The 17,838-nt window shown below is 45.8% G+C and carries 12 protein-coding genes; 9 read left to right on the top strand and 3 right to left on the bottom strand.

From position 1 onward, the window contains the following. Positions 1 to 118: 118 nt before the first annotated feature. From DWW52_RS07275 to DWW52_RS07315, 9 genes are all read left to right on the top strand, one after another. A complete protein-coding gene (locus DWW52_RS07275) occupies positions 119 to 928 on the top strand; it encodes a Fic family protein (RefSeq protein ID WP_118714793.1) in 810 nt (269 codons plus the stop codon). A gap of 108 nt (positions 929 to 1,036) precedes the next feature. Next, positions 1,037 to 1,411: a hydroxymyristoyl-ACP dehydratase gene (locus DWW52_RS07280; RefSeq protein ID WP_118714794.1), complete on the top strand. Its 375-nt coding sequence runs from the start codon at positions 1,037 to 1,039 to the stop codon at positions 1,409 to 1,411. Beyond that, positions 1,408 to 2,559: a DUF2062 domain-containing protein gene (locus DWW52_RS07285; RefSeq protein ID WP_118714795.1), complete on the top strand. Its 1,152-nt coding sequence runs from the start codon at positions 1,408 to 1,410 to the stop codon at positions 2,557 to 2,559. The genes DWW52_RS07280 and DWW52_RS07285 overlap by 4 nt, the downstream gene beginning before the upstream one ends. Further along, positions 2,556 to 6,428: a 1-acyl-sn-glycerol-3-phosphate acyltransferase gene (locus tag DWW52_RS07290; protein WP_118714796.1), complete on the top strand. Its 3,873-nt coding sequence runs from the start codon at positions 2,556 to 2,558 to the stop codon at positions 6,426 to 6,428. The genes DWW52_RS07285 and DWW52_RS07290 overlap by 4 nt, the downstream gene beginning before the upstream one ends. After that, positions 6,421 to 7,917: an NAD(P)/FAD-dependent oxidoreductase gene (locus DWW52_RS07295; RefSeq protein WP_118714797.1), complete on the top strand. Its 1,497-nt coding sequence runs from the start codon at positions 6,421 to 6,423 to the stop codon at positions 7,915 to 7,917. The genes DWW52_RS07290 and DWW52_RS07295 overlap by 8 nt, the downstream gene beginning before the upstream one ends. 2 nt (positions 7,918 to 7,919) lie before the next feature. Next, entirely contained in the window at positions 7,920 to 9,596 is a 1,677-nt protein-coding gene (locus tag DWW52_RS07300; RefSeq protein WP_118714798.1) for a C45 family peptidase, read from the top strand. 86 nt (positions 9,597 to 9,682) lie between these two features. Next, the gene (locus DWW52_RS07305; protein WP_118714799.1) at positions 9,683 to 10,252 is read left to right on the top strand and encodes an ORF6N domain-containing protein; all 570 of its coding nucleotides are present in this window, start codon (positions 9,683 to 9,685) and stop codon (positions 10,250 to 10,252) included. Between the two features lie 23 nt (positions 10,253 to 10,275). Beyond that, positions 10,276 to 11,577 carry a phenylacetate--CoA ligase family protein gene (locus tag DWW52_RS07310; protein ID WP_118714800.1) on the top strand — a complete coding sequence of 434 codons (1,302 nt, stop codon included), beginning with the start codon at positions 10,276 to 10,278 and terminating at the stop codon, positions 11,575 to 11,577. A gap of 32 nt (positions 11,578 to 11,609) precedes the next feature. Further along, positions 11,610 to 12,188, top strand: coding sequence for a hypothetical protein (locus DWW52_RS07315; RefSeq protein WP_118714801.1), 579 nt, complete (start codon positions 11,610 to 11,612; stop codon positions 12,186 to 12,188). A gap of 140 nt (positions 12,189 to 12,328) precedes the next feature. Here DWW52_RS07315 and DWW52_RS07320 read toward each other — a convergent pair whose 3' ends face one another. Genes DWW52_RS07320 through DWW52_RS07330 form a run of 3 tightly spaced genes read right to left on the bottom strand, consistent with a single transcriptional unit; the run spans position 12,329 to position 17,835 of the window. Next, the gene (locus tag DWW52_RS07320) at positions 12,329 to 12,745 is read right to left on the bottom strand and encodes a lipocalin family protein (protein ID WP_118714802.1); all 417 of its coding nucleotides are present in this window, start codon (positions 12,743 to 12,745) and stop codon (positions 12,329 to 12,331) included. A gap of 32 nt (positions 12,746 to 12,777) precedes the next feature. After that, positions 12,778 to 15,477: a prolyl oligopeptidase family serine peptidase gene (locus DWW52_RS07325; RefSeq protein ID WP_233556755.1), complete on the bottom strand. Its 2,700-nt coding sequence runs from the start codon at positions 15,475 to 15,477 to the stop codon at positions 12,778 to 12,780. Positions 15,478 to 15,510: 33 nt separating this feature from the next. Then, positions 15,511 to 17,835 carry a DPP IV N-terminal domain-containing protein gene (locus DWW52_RS07330; RefSeq protein WP_118714804.1) on the bottom strand — a complete coding sequence of 775 codons (2,325 nt, stop codon included), beginning with the start codon at positions 17,833 to 17,835 and terminating at the stop codon, positions 15,511 to 15,513. Positions 17,836 to 17,838 lie beyond the last annotated feature (3 nt).

Consider the following 17,838-nt stretch of genomic DNA (forward strand, 5'->3'; position numbering starts at 1 on the left):
AGAGAATCCCCCGTGGTCCCCTTTCACTTTTTATCCACACCCCTTTCCGAGAAAAAAGTTAACATTTACTTTGTTCAAGTACAAAATTCACGTACTTTTGAGGAAGAAAAGTAGAATCATGGAAAAAAAGATTTGGCACGAGATAGAAGAATTAAACCAAGAATTCACCCAACTTGGTATCAGTCAAGCCGTGGACTACGAGAAATATTATCTCTATTCTCTTATTACCCATTCTACCGCGATCGAAGGTTCGACACTAACGGAAATCGACACCCAACTCCTGTTTGACGAAGGCATCACGGCCAAAGGGAAACCCCTGGTTGATCATTTAATGAACGAGGACTTAAAAAAAGCTTACGAGTTCGCCCAGAAAGAAGCCAAACAAAAGACGGCAATCACTCCCGCTTTCCTGCAACAATTAAACGCTTCATTAATGCGAACCACGGGGAACGTTTTTAGCACGCTGGGAGGTTCCTTTGATTCTTCAAAAGGAGAATTCCGGTTATGCGGTGTAACTGCCGGTATTAACGGACATTCATACATGAATTACCAAAAAGTACCCCAAAAAGTAGAAGAACTTTGCACGATATTACAGGAAAAACAAAAGATAGCACATACATCGCAAGAACAGTATGAACTAAGTTTTAATGCCCACCTCAACCTGGTAACCATACACCCGTGGGTCGACGGTAACGGAAGAACCGCCCGATTACTAATGAATTACCTCCAATTCTACTTCGACCTTTTCCCAGTAAAAATATTCAAAGAAGACAGGGGCGATTATATTCTTGCTTTACAACAGGCACAAAACGAAGAAAACAATCTACATTTTCTAAACTTCATGGTTTCGCAGCTAAAAAAATCACTCCTCGAAGAAATCGAAAAATACAAATATTCCCATAAAAAAGGTTTCAGTTTCATGTTTTGATAACGAAATCGGCTGTTTCATTGAATTATTTGATAAAGATAAGTACCTTTGCAGGAAGGAATAGGGATATTCCCAAGTGAATACGATTTGTGTGATAAACTAAGAGTTATGTTAGAAAACGACTCAACACGTGTGGATTTATATACATTACAGTCCACGGATAAAAATGTGGATAATTACGTGTGCATGATAAAATTGAATCCAGATCATCCGGTCTACCAAGGGCATTTTCCGGATTTCCCGGTAACACCGGGGGTCTGCATGATGCAAATGCTCCGGGAATGTGTATCGTCCGTGCTGGGAACTCCGTTACGCTACCAACACGTGAACACCTGTAAATTCCTCGCAGTTGTCAATCCTCACCAGGAATCGAACCTTGAACTCTCGTTTTCGGTAACGGGAACTTACAATTTACAGGCCACCCTCTTATCCGGGGGAGAGGCCGTTTTGAAATTAAAAGCAACCCTAACCCCGGAACAATGAAACAGACGGTTGTTGTCATCCCCACGTATAATAACGCCGCAACAGTCGGGAACGTTATCACGGAAGTTCTCGGATACGACCTTCCGGTAATCGTGGTTAACGACGGTTCCACCGATGCAACAACCGAAATTCTAAACCGGTTCACGCAAATACAAATCATCAGTTACCCGAAAAACAAGGGAAAAGGACATGCCCTGAATCAAGGACTGCAAGCCGCCGAATCAGCCGGGTACCGTTACGCAATCACGCTTGATTCCGACGGGCAGCACTTCGCTCACGACATTCCCGTTTTCCTGAAAGCCATAGAGGAACACCCGGACAGTTTGCTCATCGGGGCCCGGAACCTCGCTTCCGACAACATGCCGGGTAAAAACACCTTTGCCAACAAGTTCTCTAACTTCTGGTTCCGACTGGAAACGGGGATCAAGCTGGCCGACACTCAATCCGGTTATCGCCTCTATCCTTTGCAGAAACTCAAAGGCATCCGCTTGTTCACCCGGAAATATGAATTCGAACTGGAGATCATCGTACGGGCAGCCTGGCGCGATGTCCGGGTAGCCAACGTGCCGATCGAGGTATATTATCCCCCGCAAGAGAAACGGGTAAGTCATTTCCGTCCCTTTCACGATTTCACCCGGATCAGCATACTGAACTCGGTACTGGTCATTATCGCCCTCTTGTGGTACTGGCCTTCGCGTTGTTTCCGGTCTATCACCAAAGAGAACGTGAAAAGATTCATCCGGGAAAACATCACTCACTCTCCGGAATCCAACCTACAGATCTCGTTGGCCGTCACGTTCGGTATATTCATGGGAATCGTCCCGTTATGGGGCTACCAGATGATAGCGGCAGCGATCCTGGCTCATTTCCTCCGGCTCAACAAAGTGATCGCCGTTGTTGCCTCCAACATCAGTATTCCCCCCATGATCCCGATCCTGTTATTCGGCAGTTACGCCACGGGAGGCTGGGTTCTGGGCAAACCGATAACTTTGAGCTTCCATGATATCTCTTTTGAAACCATCGGGCAATCCCTCTCACAATATCTTGTCGGAAGTATTATATTTGCAGTAATATGCGGCATCACCGGAGGGTTAATATGTTATATGCTACTTGCTTGTTTTAGAAAATCTAAACGTGCTATTTCATGAGAAACTTTTTCATTCATATATACGATCACCTCAAAGATCACCCGATACTTCGGTACACACTACTGATAGGTAGTTTTCTGGTGATGCTCTTCTTCGCCCTTCAAGTCCGGTTCGAAGAGGATGTTACCCGGTTTTTCCCGGACACGCAAGATGCCCGGAGTTCGGAAATCGTCTTCCAGAACTTGAAAGTGAAAGACAAAATCGTGGTCATGCTCCACGCCAAAGACAGCACGGCAAAGAACGTTTCTTCCGACCTACTGATTAAAGCGGGTTCCCGGTTAAAAGATTCATTGTTACACAAAGCCGCACCGGAATACATCAACGACATCTTCGCGGAAGTCGACGCGGACATGATCGGCGGCGTGACCGATTTCATATATGACAACCTGCCCATTTTCCTGACGGAGGAGGATTACGCCCGACTAGACACCCTGCTCACACCCGAGAAGATCGCCACGCGCATGCAGACCAACTACCGGAACCTCTTATCCCCGGCGGGAATGGCCCTAAAAAATATACTTCCCCGTGACCCGGTAGGCGTGGGCAATTCAGCCTTGGAAAACCTCAGGACGTTCCAATTGACAGCCAACTACGAGATTTACGACGGGCACATCTTCTCACAGGATATGTCCACGATGTTGTTCTTCATCACCCCCCGGTACAGCATGGGAAGCACGGGCAAAAACGACCCGCTGATCACGACCATCGAGAATGAATTGCACGAGATCATGCAACTCTACCCTGACGTGAGAGCCGAATACTTCGGGGGCCCGTCCGTGGGTGTCTACAACGCCCGGCAGATCAAACAGGACACGATGATCACGCTGACAATCGCCCTCATCATCATCATCGTGTTCATCACGCTCGTGTTCAAAAGTCGTTCCGCCGTATTGTTAATCATCCTACCCGTCATTTACGGGGCGATATTCTCCCTTGCCCTGATCTTCTTTATCAAAGGATCGGTATCCGCTATTGCCATCGGGGCCGGGGCCGCCATATTCGGGGTCGCCATGAGTTACTCGATACACGTGTTATCGCATTTCAATCACGTGACCTCAATCCGGCAACTCATTGACGAACTGGCCTACCCGCTCACCGTGGGCAGTTTTACCACGGTAGGCGCATTCTTCGGCCTGGTATTCACGAGTTCCGACCTGCTTCGGGATTTTGGGCTTTTCTCCTCGCTGGCCCTGATCGGGACAACCCTCTTCTGCCTGGTATTCCTTCCCCATTTCCTCAAAAGAAAAGCGGAACACGCCGAATCGGGACGGATTCTGAGAATCATAGAGAAAATCAACGGCTACGCCTACGAGAAGAATAAACTGCTCGTCGGGACCATCGTCATCATCACGATCGTCAGCCTTTACATGTCGGGAAAAGTAACTTTCGACAGTAACATGATGAACCTGAACTTCGAGCCTCCCCACCTCAAACAAGCAGAGAACAAGTTGATGAATCTTTTCCAATCCGACAAGAAGACCATCCTATTCGTTTCCGTTGGCAACACGCTGGATCAAAGCATACACCACTATCAGAACAACAACGCTGAACTCGCCGCTCTACAAGCCGAGGGACTGGTGAAAGAATACGCCTCGGCAGAAAAAATACTGATCTCTTCCGAGGAACAACAGCAAAGAATCAAACGCTGGAATTCCTTCTGGACCGAGGCTCGCAAACAGGAAGTGACCTCCGCTATAAAAACAAGTGCCGGACAATACCGTTTCAAGGACAACACCTTCGACCCGTTCTTTGCCCTGCTTGACAAGAACTATACCACCTGCGACTTTTCTTCGGTCGACCAGACTTCCATGCGCCTGCTCGAAGAGTGGACCACGCAAGCCGACTCGCTCTCGATGCTGATTACCCAGGTACGCATCGACGATCAGCACAAGGAAGAAGTCTACAAGCGTTTTGCTGACAATGACGGGATTGTCATCGTGGACAGGGGATTTTTCGCCAACAAATGGGTATCGGCCATCAATGACGATTTCTACCTGATCCTCTACATCTCCTCCTTCCTCATATTCTTTGCCCTGCTTATCTCGTACGGTCGCATCGAATTGACGCTTATGACGTTTACCCCTATGGCCATCAGTTGGATTATCATCCTGGGACTCATGGCTATCACCGGAACCCAGTTCAATATCGTGAACATCATCCTCTCCACCTTCATCTTCGGGCTAGGCGATGATTTCAGTATATTCATCATGGACGGCTTGCAACAGGAATACCGGACGGGAAAAAAGATGTTGACTTCCCACAAAACGGCGATCTTCTTCTCGGCCTTCACCACGGTTGTCGGTCTCGGGGCGTTAGTCTTCGCCCGTCATCCGGCCCTACAATCCATTTCGGTAATCTCCATTCTCGGCATGATTTCCGTCGTACTCGTGTCCTACACGGTACTCCCCATCCTGTTCCGTTTCTTTATCGCTAACCCGGCAAAAAAAGGGAATTTCCCCTACACGCTTTTTAGCTTATTCGTCACCGTGTGGATGTTCAGCCTGTTCGTGTTCGGGTGTGTCCTGCTGATGATACTGGCCGCCATCCTGCTTGTATTCCCGGCCAACCGTACCAAGAAAAAGGCCTTTTTCAGCCTTGCCATCATGCACTCGCTAAAAGTATTCCTGAAACTGACGATCGTCACTCGCAGCGAAACCATTAATCCAGAAGGTGAAACATTCAAAAAACCGTCGGTCATCATCGCCAACCACCAGTCATTCGTCGACATTCTCGTGTTGCTATCCACGGCCCCGAAGCTGATCATGGTCACCAACAGTTGGGTATGGCACTCCCCCTTCTTCGGACGGATCGTGCAATATGCCGACTTCATTCACACGCGGGACGGTTACGAAAAAGCCCTTACCTACTTACGCAAGAAAATAGCGCAAGGCTATTCCGTGATCGTGTTCCCCGAAGGTACGCGCTCGGCCGACGGCCAGGTACACCGCTTCCACAAAGGAGCATTCTACATCGCCGAACAACTGCAACTGGACATCACCCCGATCATTCTTTACGGTCCGGGTATGATCGTCACGAAACGGCAACCCTTCTACGTGAAAAACGGGATACTATCCACCCGCATCCTACCCCGGATCGCGTACGATGATCCCCGGTGGGGAAACACGTACCAGGAAAGGACAAAGAAAATCGCCGTCTATTTCAGAGAAATGTACAAGGACACGTGTAACTACTATGCCAACGTGAACAACCCGTACTATTATCACAAACTGATCAAGAACTACATCTACAAAGGCCCGGTCGAAGAATGGTACATCCGCGTAAAGGTCAACATGGAACACCGATACGAATTCTTCGACAAACTGATTCCCCGCAAAGCCATGATCACAGACATCGGTTGCGGATTCGGCCCGTTGACCTATATGCTGATGATGCTTTCCGAAGACCGCACTCTGCTGGGAATCGACTATGACGAGGAAAAGATTGCCGTGGCTAATCATAACTTCTCACGCACCCGGCGGATTCGTTTTGAATGTGCCAACGCCTTGACATACGATCTACCACAGAGTGACGTGTTTATCCTCAACGATATGCTCCATTACATAGACAACACATCGCAGGAAGAACTATTAAACCGTTGCGTCCGAAACCTGGCTCCCGGGGGAATGATCATCGTGCGAGACAGCAACTCGAACAACCAGAAAGGTCATAAAATAACCCGGCTCTCGGAATTATTCTCTACCCGTCTACTGCATTTCAACAAGACGGAAGGACAATTATATTTCCCGTCGGAAGAACAGTTCGAACAATTCGCCGCTAAACACCACCTGCAAATAGAAAAACAGGCAAACGACAAGTACACGTCCAACACCATCTACCTGTTCAGACGAAAGGAGGAAACAAATGAGTAAATACGACGTCATCATCATCGGGAGCGGCTTGGGCGGGTTGACTTGCGGTGCCACGCTAAGCAAAGAAGGCTACAACGTGTGTGTCATTGAAAAGAACCCTGTACCGGGAGGATGTTTCCAGACTTTCCACCGCAACGGACAGGATCTCGACACCGGTATCCACTACGTGGGAAGTATGGACGAGGGTGAGATATTAAGGCAATACTTCACCTATTTCGGCATACAGCAACACCTGAAACTACGCCGACTGGATGAAAATGCTTTCGACATCATCCACCACAATGGCAACGACTACGCTTTCGCCATGGGACACGAACGCTTCGCCGAAACACTGACCCGATCGTTCCCAAAAGAAAAGGAAGCGATCCGACAATATGTCTCTATCATATCTTCAATCGGGGACACGATCAACGTGGATCAATTGAAAAAAGGCAAACTATCGGCCGGGACAATTGATCTTTTCACCGTATCAGCCTGGCAATGGCTGCAAGACATCACGACAGACAAGACATTGCAACAAGTGTTAAGCGCTCCCGCCCTCTTGTACGGCGGAGAACAAGCGGTCTCAACCCTGTATCACCATGCTATTACCAGCAACTCGTACATACAGGGAGCCTACCGGTTTATCGACGGGAGCATGCAAGTCACGGATGCCCTGGTAGACGTCATCCGCCGGAACGGGGGGACAGTACTTACAAACGCCCAGGCTACCCGCTTGTGCCTTGCTGATGGTAAAACCATTCGTTCCGTGGAAATTAACGGCAAGGAACACCTGGAAACCCGTTACGTGATCTCCTCTCTGCACCCGGCAAACACCATGGAACTGGTCGAAAAAACACCATTGATCCGGAAAGTAAATCTTACCCGGTTACGAGCCATGCGCAACTCGTACGGCATGTTCTCGGTTTACCTGCTGATGAAAAAGAACAGCACTCCTTACAGGAACTACAACACATTCATTTATAACGACAACGATGTTTGGTATTCCCCGTCCGATCCCCGCAATGACCGAATACGGTCGTGCCTGATCACCATGCAACCCACCTCTCGTTCGGCAGAATACACCGAAGTGGTCAGCCTGCTAACACCCATGTACATAAACGAGGTCGAGGCTTGGACCGACACGACCGTGGAACACCGGGGTATGGACTACAAGGCTTTCAAAGAACGGAAGGCACAAGAACTCATCCGTTTCACCGAAAGTTATTTCCCGAAATTAAACCGGGACACGGAAAAGATATACACGACCACCCCACTCACGTACCGGGATTACACGGGAACCCCGGAAGGATCGGGATACGGTATCATCAAGGACTACAATCATCCGCTCTCCACGTTGATACCGCCACGTACCAAAATAGAGAATCTTTACCTGACAGGCCAAAACCTGAACGTACACGGGGCTCTGGGCGTCACGCTTACTTCCATGTTAACCTGCGCGGAACTTCTAGGAACGGAATATTTAGCTAAAAAAATCGGAGGAGCCTAATCATGAAAATACCACGCTTACTCAAATATACCCTATTCTCCTTTTTAGGAATAATCGTACTATTCATTTTGTTTGTGTGCTACCTGTACTTTTCGGCAGACATGAAACAACCGCAATTATCTCAGGACACGATTCCCCGTTACGAGCTGGTCAGGAGTGACAGCCTCAGGCGTTACGGCCCCAATCATTTGCGTCACAGCCAAACGGGCCTTTGGGAACAATACTTGCAAGGAAAAGATTTCGAAAGAGGCGTCGCCTCCGGGATATTAACCCAAGACCTGCTTTATTTTCAAGAGAAAGTATTCGTGGATCAAATCCGGGAAATCATACCCTCGGACAGTTACCTGAAATTCCTCCGCTTCTCGCTGATCCTGTTCAACCGGAACCTCGGAGAATGTGTGCCGGAAGAATACCGGAACGAAATCTACGGAATATCCCTCTCCTGCACGCACGAATATGATGCTATCGGGACTCCCTACGAACGGCAATTGAACTATCACGCGGCACATGACATCGGACACGCCATGCAGGATTATATGCTGGTCGGTTGTAGTTCATTCGGGGCCTGGGGAGCGCAAAGCGCCGATTCATCCTTGATCATCGGACGGAATTTCGACTTCTACGTGGGAGACGATTTTGCCCTGAACAAGCTGGTTTCTTTCTACTCACCCGCCCAAGGATACAGGTTTGCCTCGATCGGCTGGGCCGGAATGATCGGAGTCCTGTCCGGTATGAATGAAACCGGATTAACCGTGACTCTGAATGCCGCCAAATCCACCATGCCCGTTTCGGCAGCAACCCCGATCTCGATCTTGGCCCGTGAAATTTTGCAATACGCCTCAACCATCGACGAGGCTTACGCTATTGCTCAAAAATACCGGACGTTCGTGGCCGAATCCATACTGGTAGGTTCCGCCAAAGACGGGAAAGCCGCTATCATCGAAAAAGCGACAGATAAAATCGCCTTGTTCTACTCCGACACGAATCGCATCATCTGCACGAATCACTATCAATCGGAGACTTTCCGGGAAGACGAACGAAACATGGAAAACATCGCCACTTCCGACAGTCCTTACCGCCAAGCCAGACTAAACGAGTTATTGGATAAAGCCCTACCCGTTGATGTACCCAAAGCCGCATCTATCCTGCGCAACCGCTTCGGTAAAGAAGGAAAAGACATCGGGTTAGCCAACGAGAAAGCGATCAACCAGTTCATCGCCCACCATTCCGTCATTTTTAAACCGGAACAACGCATGATATGGGTATCCACCTCCCCTTGGCAAGAGGGGAAATACGTCGCCTACGACCTGAAACAAATCTTCGCCAACCCGAAGAATACCGGGGAACTCCACACGGATTCCCTAACGATCCCGGCCGATACCCTGTTAAACTCCCCTGTCTATCAAAACCTACTCACATACCGGGCCATCGGCAAAGAAATCCGTAAAGCTATCCACGACGGGACCACCCTCCCCGAAAGTACGCTAAACCGTTTCCTTGAATCCAACCCGGAAATGTACCATGCCTGGGAACTGGCAGGAGATTACCACGCCGCCAACCAAGCCCCCGACAAAGCCGTGCAATACTGGCAAAAGGCTTTAACGAAAGAGATTCCCAAAACAGGAGAGCGTACGGCGATCGAGAAAAAGATTGAAAGACAGAAGCAAAATAGCAAATGAGGAGTATTATACTTGAAGTCGCAAATTGCGACTTCAAGATACAACGTGAAAGCTTGAATATCTCACAACTAATTTAAGATTGAATCATGGATAATCTTCAATTAATACAAAACAAAATATACGAAATCAGAGGTCTGAAAGTAATGCTTGATTTCGATTTGGCAAAAATATATGGTATCGAAACAAAAGTCCTCAAACAAGCTGTAAAAAGAAACATTAAACGCTTTGAAGGTGAGGATTTCATGTTTGAAATTACCAAAGAAGAACTTTCAAGGTCACAAATTGTGACCTTGAACAAAGGACGGGGTTACAACTTTAAATACCTACCTTACGCTTTTACTGAATTAGGCGTAGCAATGCTTAGTAGTGTTCTTAATTCTGATACCGCTATAGAAACAAATAGAGGTATCATGCGTGCTTTTGTAGCTATCCGTCAACTAATAACCAATCCCCCTCTCAACCAAACGTCAAAACTTGAAAAAGAAGTAAGAGAACTAAAAGAATATATCGAAGATGTCTTTACTGACCAAAACGACATCAACGAAGACACGAGAATGCAACTGGACCTAATCAACCAAGCATTAGCCGAATTGCAAGTAAAAAACAAAGTATCCAACCGTCCTAAAAAGATTGGATTCCAACTACCGGAAGAATAAAAAAACGAACTTATATAAAAACTATGAAAAACAATCGACATAGTGACATCCAATTCAAGTCACCCCAAGAAATCAAAGCTTACCAAGAGGCTCGCCTGGCTGAAGAACTGGTTTATCTTGACCTCCATTCCAAGTTCTATCACCAAATGTTCCAAAAGGAAAAGATTGATATCGCCAAAATAAAAACGATCGAAGACCTGCGTCACCTCCCTGTCACCACGAAAACCGACCTTCAACTCCACAATGAAGAGTTCATCTGTGTCAACCGGGAAGAGATCATCGACTATGTCACCACCTCCGGCACACTCGGAGACCCGGTAACCGTCGCTTTAACAGAAAGTGATTTGGATCGTCTGGCTTACAACGAGTACTTGTCATTCACCACGACAGGATGTACCAACCGGGACATCATGCAACTCATGGTTACCCTTGACCGCCGATTCATGGCAGGATTAGCATATTACATGGGAGCCAGAGAACTCGGAGCAGGAGTAGTCCGCGTGGGTAATGGTATCCCCGAATTGCAATGGGACACCATTCACCGCATACAACCCACGTTCTGCATGGCTATCCCCTTCTTCCTGACGAAACTGGTAGAATACGCGGAAACCCATAACATTGATTATAAGAATTGTTCCATCAAAAAAGCGATATGCATCGGGGAATCCTTACGCAATCCGGATTTCACCTTAAATACCATGGGACGCAGGATTCACGAGAAATGGCCGGAATTGCTACTCCTATCGACATACGCTTCTACCGAAATGCAATCTTCTTTCACCGAATGTCCCGCTTGTCAAGGAGGCCACCTGCAACCCGAACTTATCATCGTGGAATTCCTCGACGACAACAATCAACCTGTAGCCGAGGGTGAAGCCGGTGAAGTCACGATCACGACCCTCGGAGTAAGAGGTATGCCCCTACTCCGTTTCAAAACAGGAGACCTTTGTTATCACCACACCACGCCCTGCTCCTGCGGAAGAAACACCATCCGCCTGAGTTCCGTTCTGGGACGTAAAGGACAAATGATCAAGTACAAAGGAACTACCTTGTATCCCCCCGCCCTTTACGACATCCTGGACAACATTCCGGGTGTCAAAAACTACGTGATAGAGGTATACACCAACGAATTAGGAACTGATGAAATAGTCATCCGCGTCGGAACAGACACCCGGACAGAAGCGTTTTCCAAGCAAATCAAAGACCTGTTTAGAGCTAAAGTTCGGGTAGCCCCGACCATTCAATTTGAATCCGTTGAATATATTTCGAAAATTCAAATGCCACAAATGTGTAGAAAAGCAATTAAATTCATAGATTTGCGTTAGCAAGAAATATACACACTATAAAACCCGAAATCATGAAACAAATCGTACTACTTCTATGCTTATGTATTGCCGGAATTGCAAACGCGGGCAATAAATCGAAAAAGACAGACATCAATGCCATCACATTCTATGGCGTGAACTTCTCTTTGGCCAAAGTATATGCCGCCGACGAGACCGCCAACAAATTCAAAATGGCCTTCACGGGAATCAACGAATTGTTCCAAAAAGAACCGAACAAATACGATGTTGCCAAAGCCTTCAAAATCAAGAATACGACAACATCATTATCCGAGACGATCGCTCAAATCGCCCAGATTGACGATGCAAAACTATTCATCGAAAGCGACAATTACGTCCTCACGCACGAAGAAATCGCATCTTTTATCCGTAAATTCAACACGGGTTCTGACCGGGGCTACGGGGCTATTCTCATTGCCGGATTATTAAACAAAAGCAAGAACAGGGCAACCTACACCGTCGTGATCTTCAACATCGACACCAAAGAAATCGTCAGCCAACAACAAATCACCTCGAAAGCCAGAGGCTTCGGGCTACGCAATTTCTGGGCCGGCTCCGTACATGCAACTCTAAAACAAATCAAGAATTTATAAAATAACGGGGTTATCTAACAATGTAAAATGATATGATCCCCAAAAATTTGACACAAAACGTTTAAGTTTCAACGGGTAAACATCAATCAAAAGCCCGTCTAACAGAGAAAAGTTAGACGGGCTTCTTACATTTTATAATACTACTTTCGTAACAAAGTATCCACGGTAACCCGTTCTTTAATAATCTTCGTGTTCAAATATAGAAAAAGAAGCCGGGGATTTGATTCCCGTGCCAAAAGGCATAAAGAATCAGTAGTCAACAGATCTATCTTCTCCTTTGTCTCGTAAACTTCTTTTTCGCCATTCCCCTTAAGACTAAAACCTTTTATAAACAAATATCCTTCTTCAATATTCCAGGTCTTTAAATCTAAAGTCGGGATATTGATCGCTTCACAGACACCTCCTTTTTTGAAATGGAAGCCTTTCAACTCTCCGGTTGATTCATAGGTGTAAGGATTGCACCATTCACCAATAATTTTTTTCTCCATCTCTTTTTGCGGATCACTGGCACAAGCCAAACACAGTAAGGTTAAACCTATACACAACAAATTTCTCATATTATTCTGATTAAAATTATTATTTCAAAAATTCACTTCACCCAATCATACTTTTGATCGAAACCTCGCTCATTAGCATGAATTCCTTCTTTCATCCAACGAGGCTCCGGACTTCCTTTCAGGTAATGGTCAAAAAACTGTTTCATCCGTATCGTCCAATCCGCCTCTGCCGCTTTATTATATAAGAAATGGCGTTCTCCCTTGTAATTCAGTAGCCAAGCGGGTTTCTGCAAACGTCGCATGGCAAGAAACAAATTCAACCCCTCGGAATAGGGAACAGCCTCATCCTTGTCACAATGAAATATCAACAGGGGGGTCTGTATTTTATCTGCATTTAGAATGGGGGAATGGCGAAGATACATCTCTTTGTCTTCCCATAGGGATTTACCCAAACGACTCTGCGTTTCCTCGTACATGAACATCCGGGGCATCCCGCTACCCGTACGAATACCGGTATACGCGGAGATCATGCTAGATACGGCAGCTCCCGGACTGGCACAAGCAAACATATTCGTCCGGGTGACCAGGTAAGCGACTTGATAACCGGACCAGCTATGCCCTTGTATGCCGATACGGTCCTTATCGGCAATACCGTTGTCAATAAGCCATTGTGTGCCGCTGACCACGGCATCATAACAACTTTCACCGGGAGAGCCCACGGTAAAATGTATATCCGGCATAAACACGACATACCCGTTACTGACGTAAGAAATAACATTCAGCATCCCACTACTCCAAGTGGGTACGACATATCCATGCAAACCCTCGGTATGTGTCTCGTAAAAGTTCACGATGACGGGATAGCGTTTGTTCGGATCATAATTCTCCGGTAAATAAAGCAACCCGGCATTTTCTTTATCCTCGTAATTTATCCACTTGATTAATTTTACGGTTCCCCACGCATAATCCTTTTGTTGCGGGTTTACATCCGTTATCCGCACAGGACGGGTAAAGGTCAAATCACTCCACCATAAATCACGGGATTCGGTATAACTCTGCCGGGAAAAAATACAATATTTCTCGTTATCGGATCGTTGGTTTATTGAAATAGAATAAGCACCTTCTATCAATTTCTTTATTTTCCCGTTAGGCAAAAACCGATAAATCCCTTCGTCCCGATTATCCAAATTCACGGAAGTCATTAAAAAACCATTTTTCAGATCAATAATCTTATCATCGTAATCATTTTTCAACCGACGGAACTGCCGACTCGTGGCTCGCCCATATCCATTCGTCAATGAATAGACCTTTTCCTGGCCAGACAGGTCAACCACCCACATATCATAACGATCATACAGGACGACATGATTCCCGTCTTTCGTCCATCCGGCAATGCCATAAGCATCGGCAGGCTTGGGAAGGTCGTGCCATTCATTATAGACGGGATAACCTATTTCCCCAGAGATATTCACCCGTTCACGGGTTTCCGGATCAATTTTATACCAGGTCTTTCCCAGCGCATCGTACCACAAAGCATACTTGCCATTCGGACTCCATACCGGTTCCACATAAGCATTCTGCTCGAAGAGTACCGTTTCACCCGTGTTCAGATTAACCAAGTAAATATCCGCATTAATATCGCTCTTCCAGTCGGCAAAACGCTTATAGGGAGTTCTATCCAAGGTAAAAGCATAATCGCACCGGTCACTCTCCGGCAAAATCAACTTTTCCATTTTTTGATTTGTTACCCGGCAGCACGTCTTCGTATCGAGATTATAAGCAAATTTCACGTTACTCGTTCTGTAATTACCACTTCGCTGTTGAAGAGAAGAAACCTCGTCATCCCAAGTCCATAATTCCAACTCGAAGCGGGTATCTTTCTTCCCTTGCTTTTTCGTCGGTTCCCAGTACAAAGTATCGACATCCAGAATAATCCGGTTCCCGTTATCAGACAACCGATAAGCCCGACCTCGCCATGTATAGTTTTCGGGAAATTGTACCTGTTCCCAATCCACTAAAAATCGGCACTCTCCTTCCGGCAAAGAAAAAGAATAAAGCAGGTTCGGATTTTTGCTTATCGAAGAATCAGACGCAACGGTAAAAGTTCCCTGCATTTGGTGAGGCAATAACGAATAATCTTTTAATATCTTCTCCCTATCCGAAAAAATAACGACGGGATCCCCTCGCAACGAACGGTAGCACAAAGACTTGTACTCCCCATGATTCTTGATATAAACCATGGCTTTATGCCCTTTCAACAAAGTACAATTCTCGACACTATCCATCACGATGGAATCATTCGTCCCGATGTTCCGAACAACCCATCTTTTCATGTCCGGCTGTTCTTTATCTATCGGATAAGAATAAGTAATTAATTCTGATGTATTGTATTCCTTGAAATCATATTTTCTGTCCCAATAAATCTTTTTCATATCACGTAAACGCAACAAGAACGTCGAATCGCGAACACAGGAGTCCGTTTCAGAAGCCGCCACCGTGTAACGCAACCATTTCCCGTTTGCGAAAAAGGTAGGTCGAACGATATGTTCAAGCGCTACTTTTGTTTTTTTCTCCGGATGGTACAAATAGGTCACCGGGGGTAACGTGTCATAGCGGGAATCGATATGAACAAATCGGTATGTCACCCATTTCCCGTCATCCGAGATATTGGGAGCATCCACTCTTCGCCATAGTTTATATGCAGCCGTGTCCAAAGCCCTCTTTTGGGCAAGTCCGATTTCCCCGCCGAAAAGAATCGACAGGAAAATCATTCCGTATTTAATTAATTTCATCATGATAAATTTAATATCCCATACTTTAGGAATTTATCTCTTCATAAAGTAATCCAAGTCTGTCTGATAGTCCGCAGAGGAGTCCCCTAAAAGCAAACGAGCAAAATGGTGCCACAGCTTCCGTTCATAAAAGTCTTCCGCTATCTTCCCGTACCCGTGTGTACTACCGGGCAACACCAGCATATCAAAATTCTTTCCCGCCTTAATCAAAGCATTCGCCATTTTCATGGTATGTGCCGGATGGACGGTCTGATCCATATCACCCGTCACAAGCAACAAGCCGCCTTTATAGTTTTTTGCCAAATCCATATTTGTTTTACTCGATGTATGGTACGTGATCTCTTCATGTTCATTACCTAAAGAGTCTTTCACCATTTTCTTTCGTTCCTGCACTCCAAAATGAATCTCGACCCATCCTTTGTTATACATATTGTTATCATGATTCCCGGCAGAAGCTACTGCTGCCGAGTAGAACTCCGGATAAGTACAAATCGCAGCCGCAGCCATAAACCCTCCCCCGGAATGACCGTAAATACCCACTTTTTTCTTATTTATAAAAGCATAACGATCCGCTAACTGTTCTATTACATATTTGTCGTCAGCCAAGGGATAATCACGTTGATTTCCATACCCGAAAGCATGATAATATTTCCCCCGCATCGGAGAGCATCCCCGGTGTCCCACGGTAATAACGATGAAGCCCAACTGTGCCAAACGGGTATTCAAGGCATCATTGATCGTGAAACGAGTGGGAACATATTCAAAGAACGGACCGGGGTATACGCAAGAAATAATCGGGTAAGATTTCGTAGAATCAAAATCAGCAGGTTTCCACATCACCCCGTACAGATCGGTAACCCCGTCAGCTGCTTTCACCGAAAAACGCTCCGGGGCTTTCCATCCCATCTCATACAAACGATGCAAGTCAGGTTCTTCCAGTGTCATGATCACTTTCCCTTTCCGGTTACGAACAACATTCCGAGGTTTCATATCTACCCGGGAATATCCATCCACGTAATAATCGTTGGAGGGAGAAATCGCCACATTATGCGTAGCATTTTCCGGGCTCAGGCAAACCAATTTATTCTCTTTGTCCAAATCTGCCCGGTATAAAATATAGTAATAAGGATCCACTCCTTCTTTACGCCCATATCCATAAAAATATATCTGCCGGCGAAGGGTATCCACTTTAAGTAGGGGACTAGTAACCCAATCTCCCGAGGTAACTTGATTTTTCAGATTCCCATCTTTATCATACAAATAATAATGTCCCCAACCGCTACGTTCCGAGCGAAACAATATCTCTTCGCCATCATTGAGAAAAGTGATACTTCTCATCTGATAATCCAAATAAGGTTTGTTTTCCTCGTGAATAAGCGATTTCACTTCTCCGGTTTCTACATTGACCATACAGATATCCGCTTCATCCCACGTGCGTTTGTACCTCTGAAGATAAAGACGTTTGCCATCGTTACTATTATAAACGATGTCCACGTATTGATCTGCCCAGCGGGTGATATCAATCTCTCGAACCTCCCGTGATTCCGCATCCCCGATAAGCAGAGTATATTGAATCACATTTTTATCTCCCGCCATTTCATATTTGTACGTTACTAATTTCGGACGAGGTTGCGCAAGTACATCCACCAGCCACATATCATTCACCTTCCGGGAATCCTCCCGCAATGCATAAAACTTGTTCCCTTTTTTAAACCATTTGGCATTACACAAGAAACGCCCGTCCAGTTCCCCTTCATCCTCCCGGTTAAAAGAATAATTTTTCATCCCGTCGAATGTCAGTTGCACTTCTGTTGTATCCTTGCCTTTTAACGGATTACCGACAAGATACAGATTATGGTGTTTGGCAAATAACATATAAGTACTATCCGGAGAATAGTACATCCAATAAGGATCCGAGCCAGTCGGTTTTTCACCCTCCCAAGGTTTCAATTCTTTTGTACGAATATTATAGATATAATTCTGACTATCAAAATAGAATCGAAATGTTTCCTTATCCAAAAATTTCAACTCGATATCCAAATCCTTGTAGTTATACGGCTTTTTGGTAATCTCACTTATTTTAGATACTAATTCAACATTATCGAACAATAATTTCTTAATCTTCCGCTTGGGATTCACCCAGTAATAATTTTTACCCTCTTCCGTGCGAAAAGAATAATAAAAACAATCTATCCCTTTAATAAAATTCGGTCTTATCGATAATGTATTCTTCGTTATCGGAGCTTGCGTGATTTCCCGCATACGTTCCGCCAACTCGTAATTTGCTTTCTGTTGCGCAAATCCCGTAACACAAAAAACAATTAAAAATAAAACTATCAGCAATTTATTTATTTTCATACC

It is taken from the genome of Odoribacter sp. AF15-53 (assembly GCF_003479425.1).
Taxonomy (GTDB): domain Bacteria; phylum Bacteroidota; class Bacteroidia; order Bacteroidales; family Marinifilaceae; genus Butyricimonas.

Coding starts and splice junctions, on each gene's coding strand:
- DWW52_RS07300 (WP_118714798.1), top strand. CDS start 7,920: ATGAAAATACCACGCTTACTCAAATATACCCTATTCTCCTTTTTAGGA.
- DWW52_RS07285 (WP_118714795.1), top strand. CDS start 1,408: ATGAAACAGACGGTTGTTGTCATCCCCACGTATAATAACGCCGCAACA.
- DWW52_RS07310 (WP_118714800.1), top strand. CDS start 10,276: ATGAAAAACAATCGACATAGTGACATCCAATTCAAGTCACCCCAAGAA.
- DWW52_RS07330 (WP_118714804.1), bottom strand. CDS start 17,835: ATGAAAATAAATAAATTGCTGATAGTTTTATTTTTAATTGTTTTTTGT.
- DWW52_RS07315 (WP_118714801.1), top strand. CDS start 11,610: ATGAAACAAATCGTACTACTTCTATGCTTATGTATTGCCGGAATTGCA.
- DWW52_RS07325 (WP_233556755.1), bottom strand. CDS start 15,477: ATGAAATTAATTAAATACGGAATGATTTTCCTGTCGATTCTTTTCGGC.
- DWW52_RS07320 (WP_118714802.1), bottom strand. CDS start 12,745: ATGAGAAATTTGTTGTGTATAGGTTTAACCTTACTGTGTTTGGCTTGT.
- DWW52_RS07280 (WP_118714794.1), top strand. CDS start 1,037: ATGTTAGAAAACGACTCAACACGTGTGGATTTATATACATTACAGTCC.
- DWW52_RS07290 (WP_118714796.1), top strand. CDS start 2,556: ATGAGAAACTTTTTCATTCATATATACGATCACCTCAAAGATCACCCG.
- DWW52_RS07295 (WP_118714797.1), top strand. CDS start 6,421: ATGAGTAAATACGACGTCATCATCATCGGGAGCGGCTTGGGCGGGTTG.
- DWW52_RS07275 (WP_118714793.1), top strand. CDS start 119: ATGGAAAAAAAGATTTGGCACGAGATAGAAGAATTAAACCAAGAATTC.
- DWW52_RS07305 (WP_118714799.1), top strand. CDS start 9,683: ATGGATAATCTTCAATTAATACAAAACAAAATATACGAAATCAGAGGT.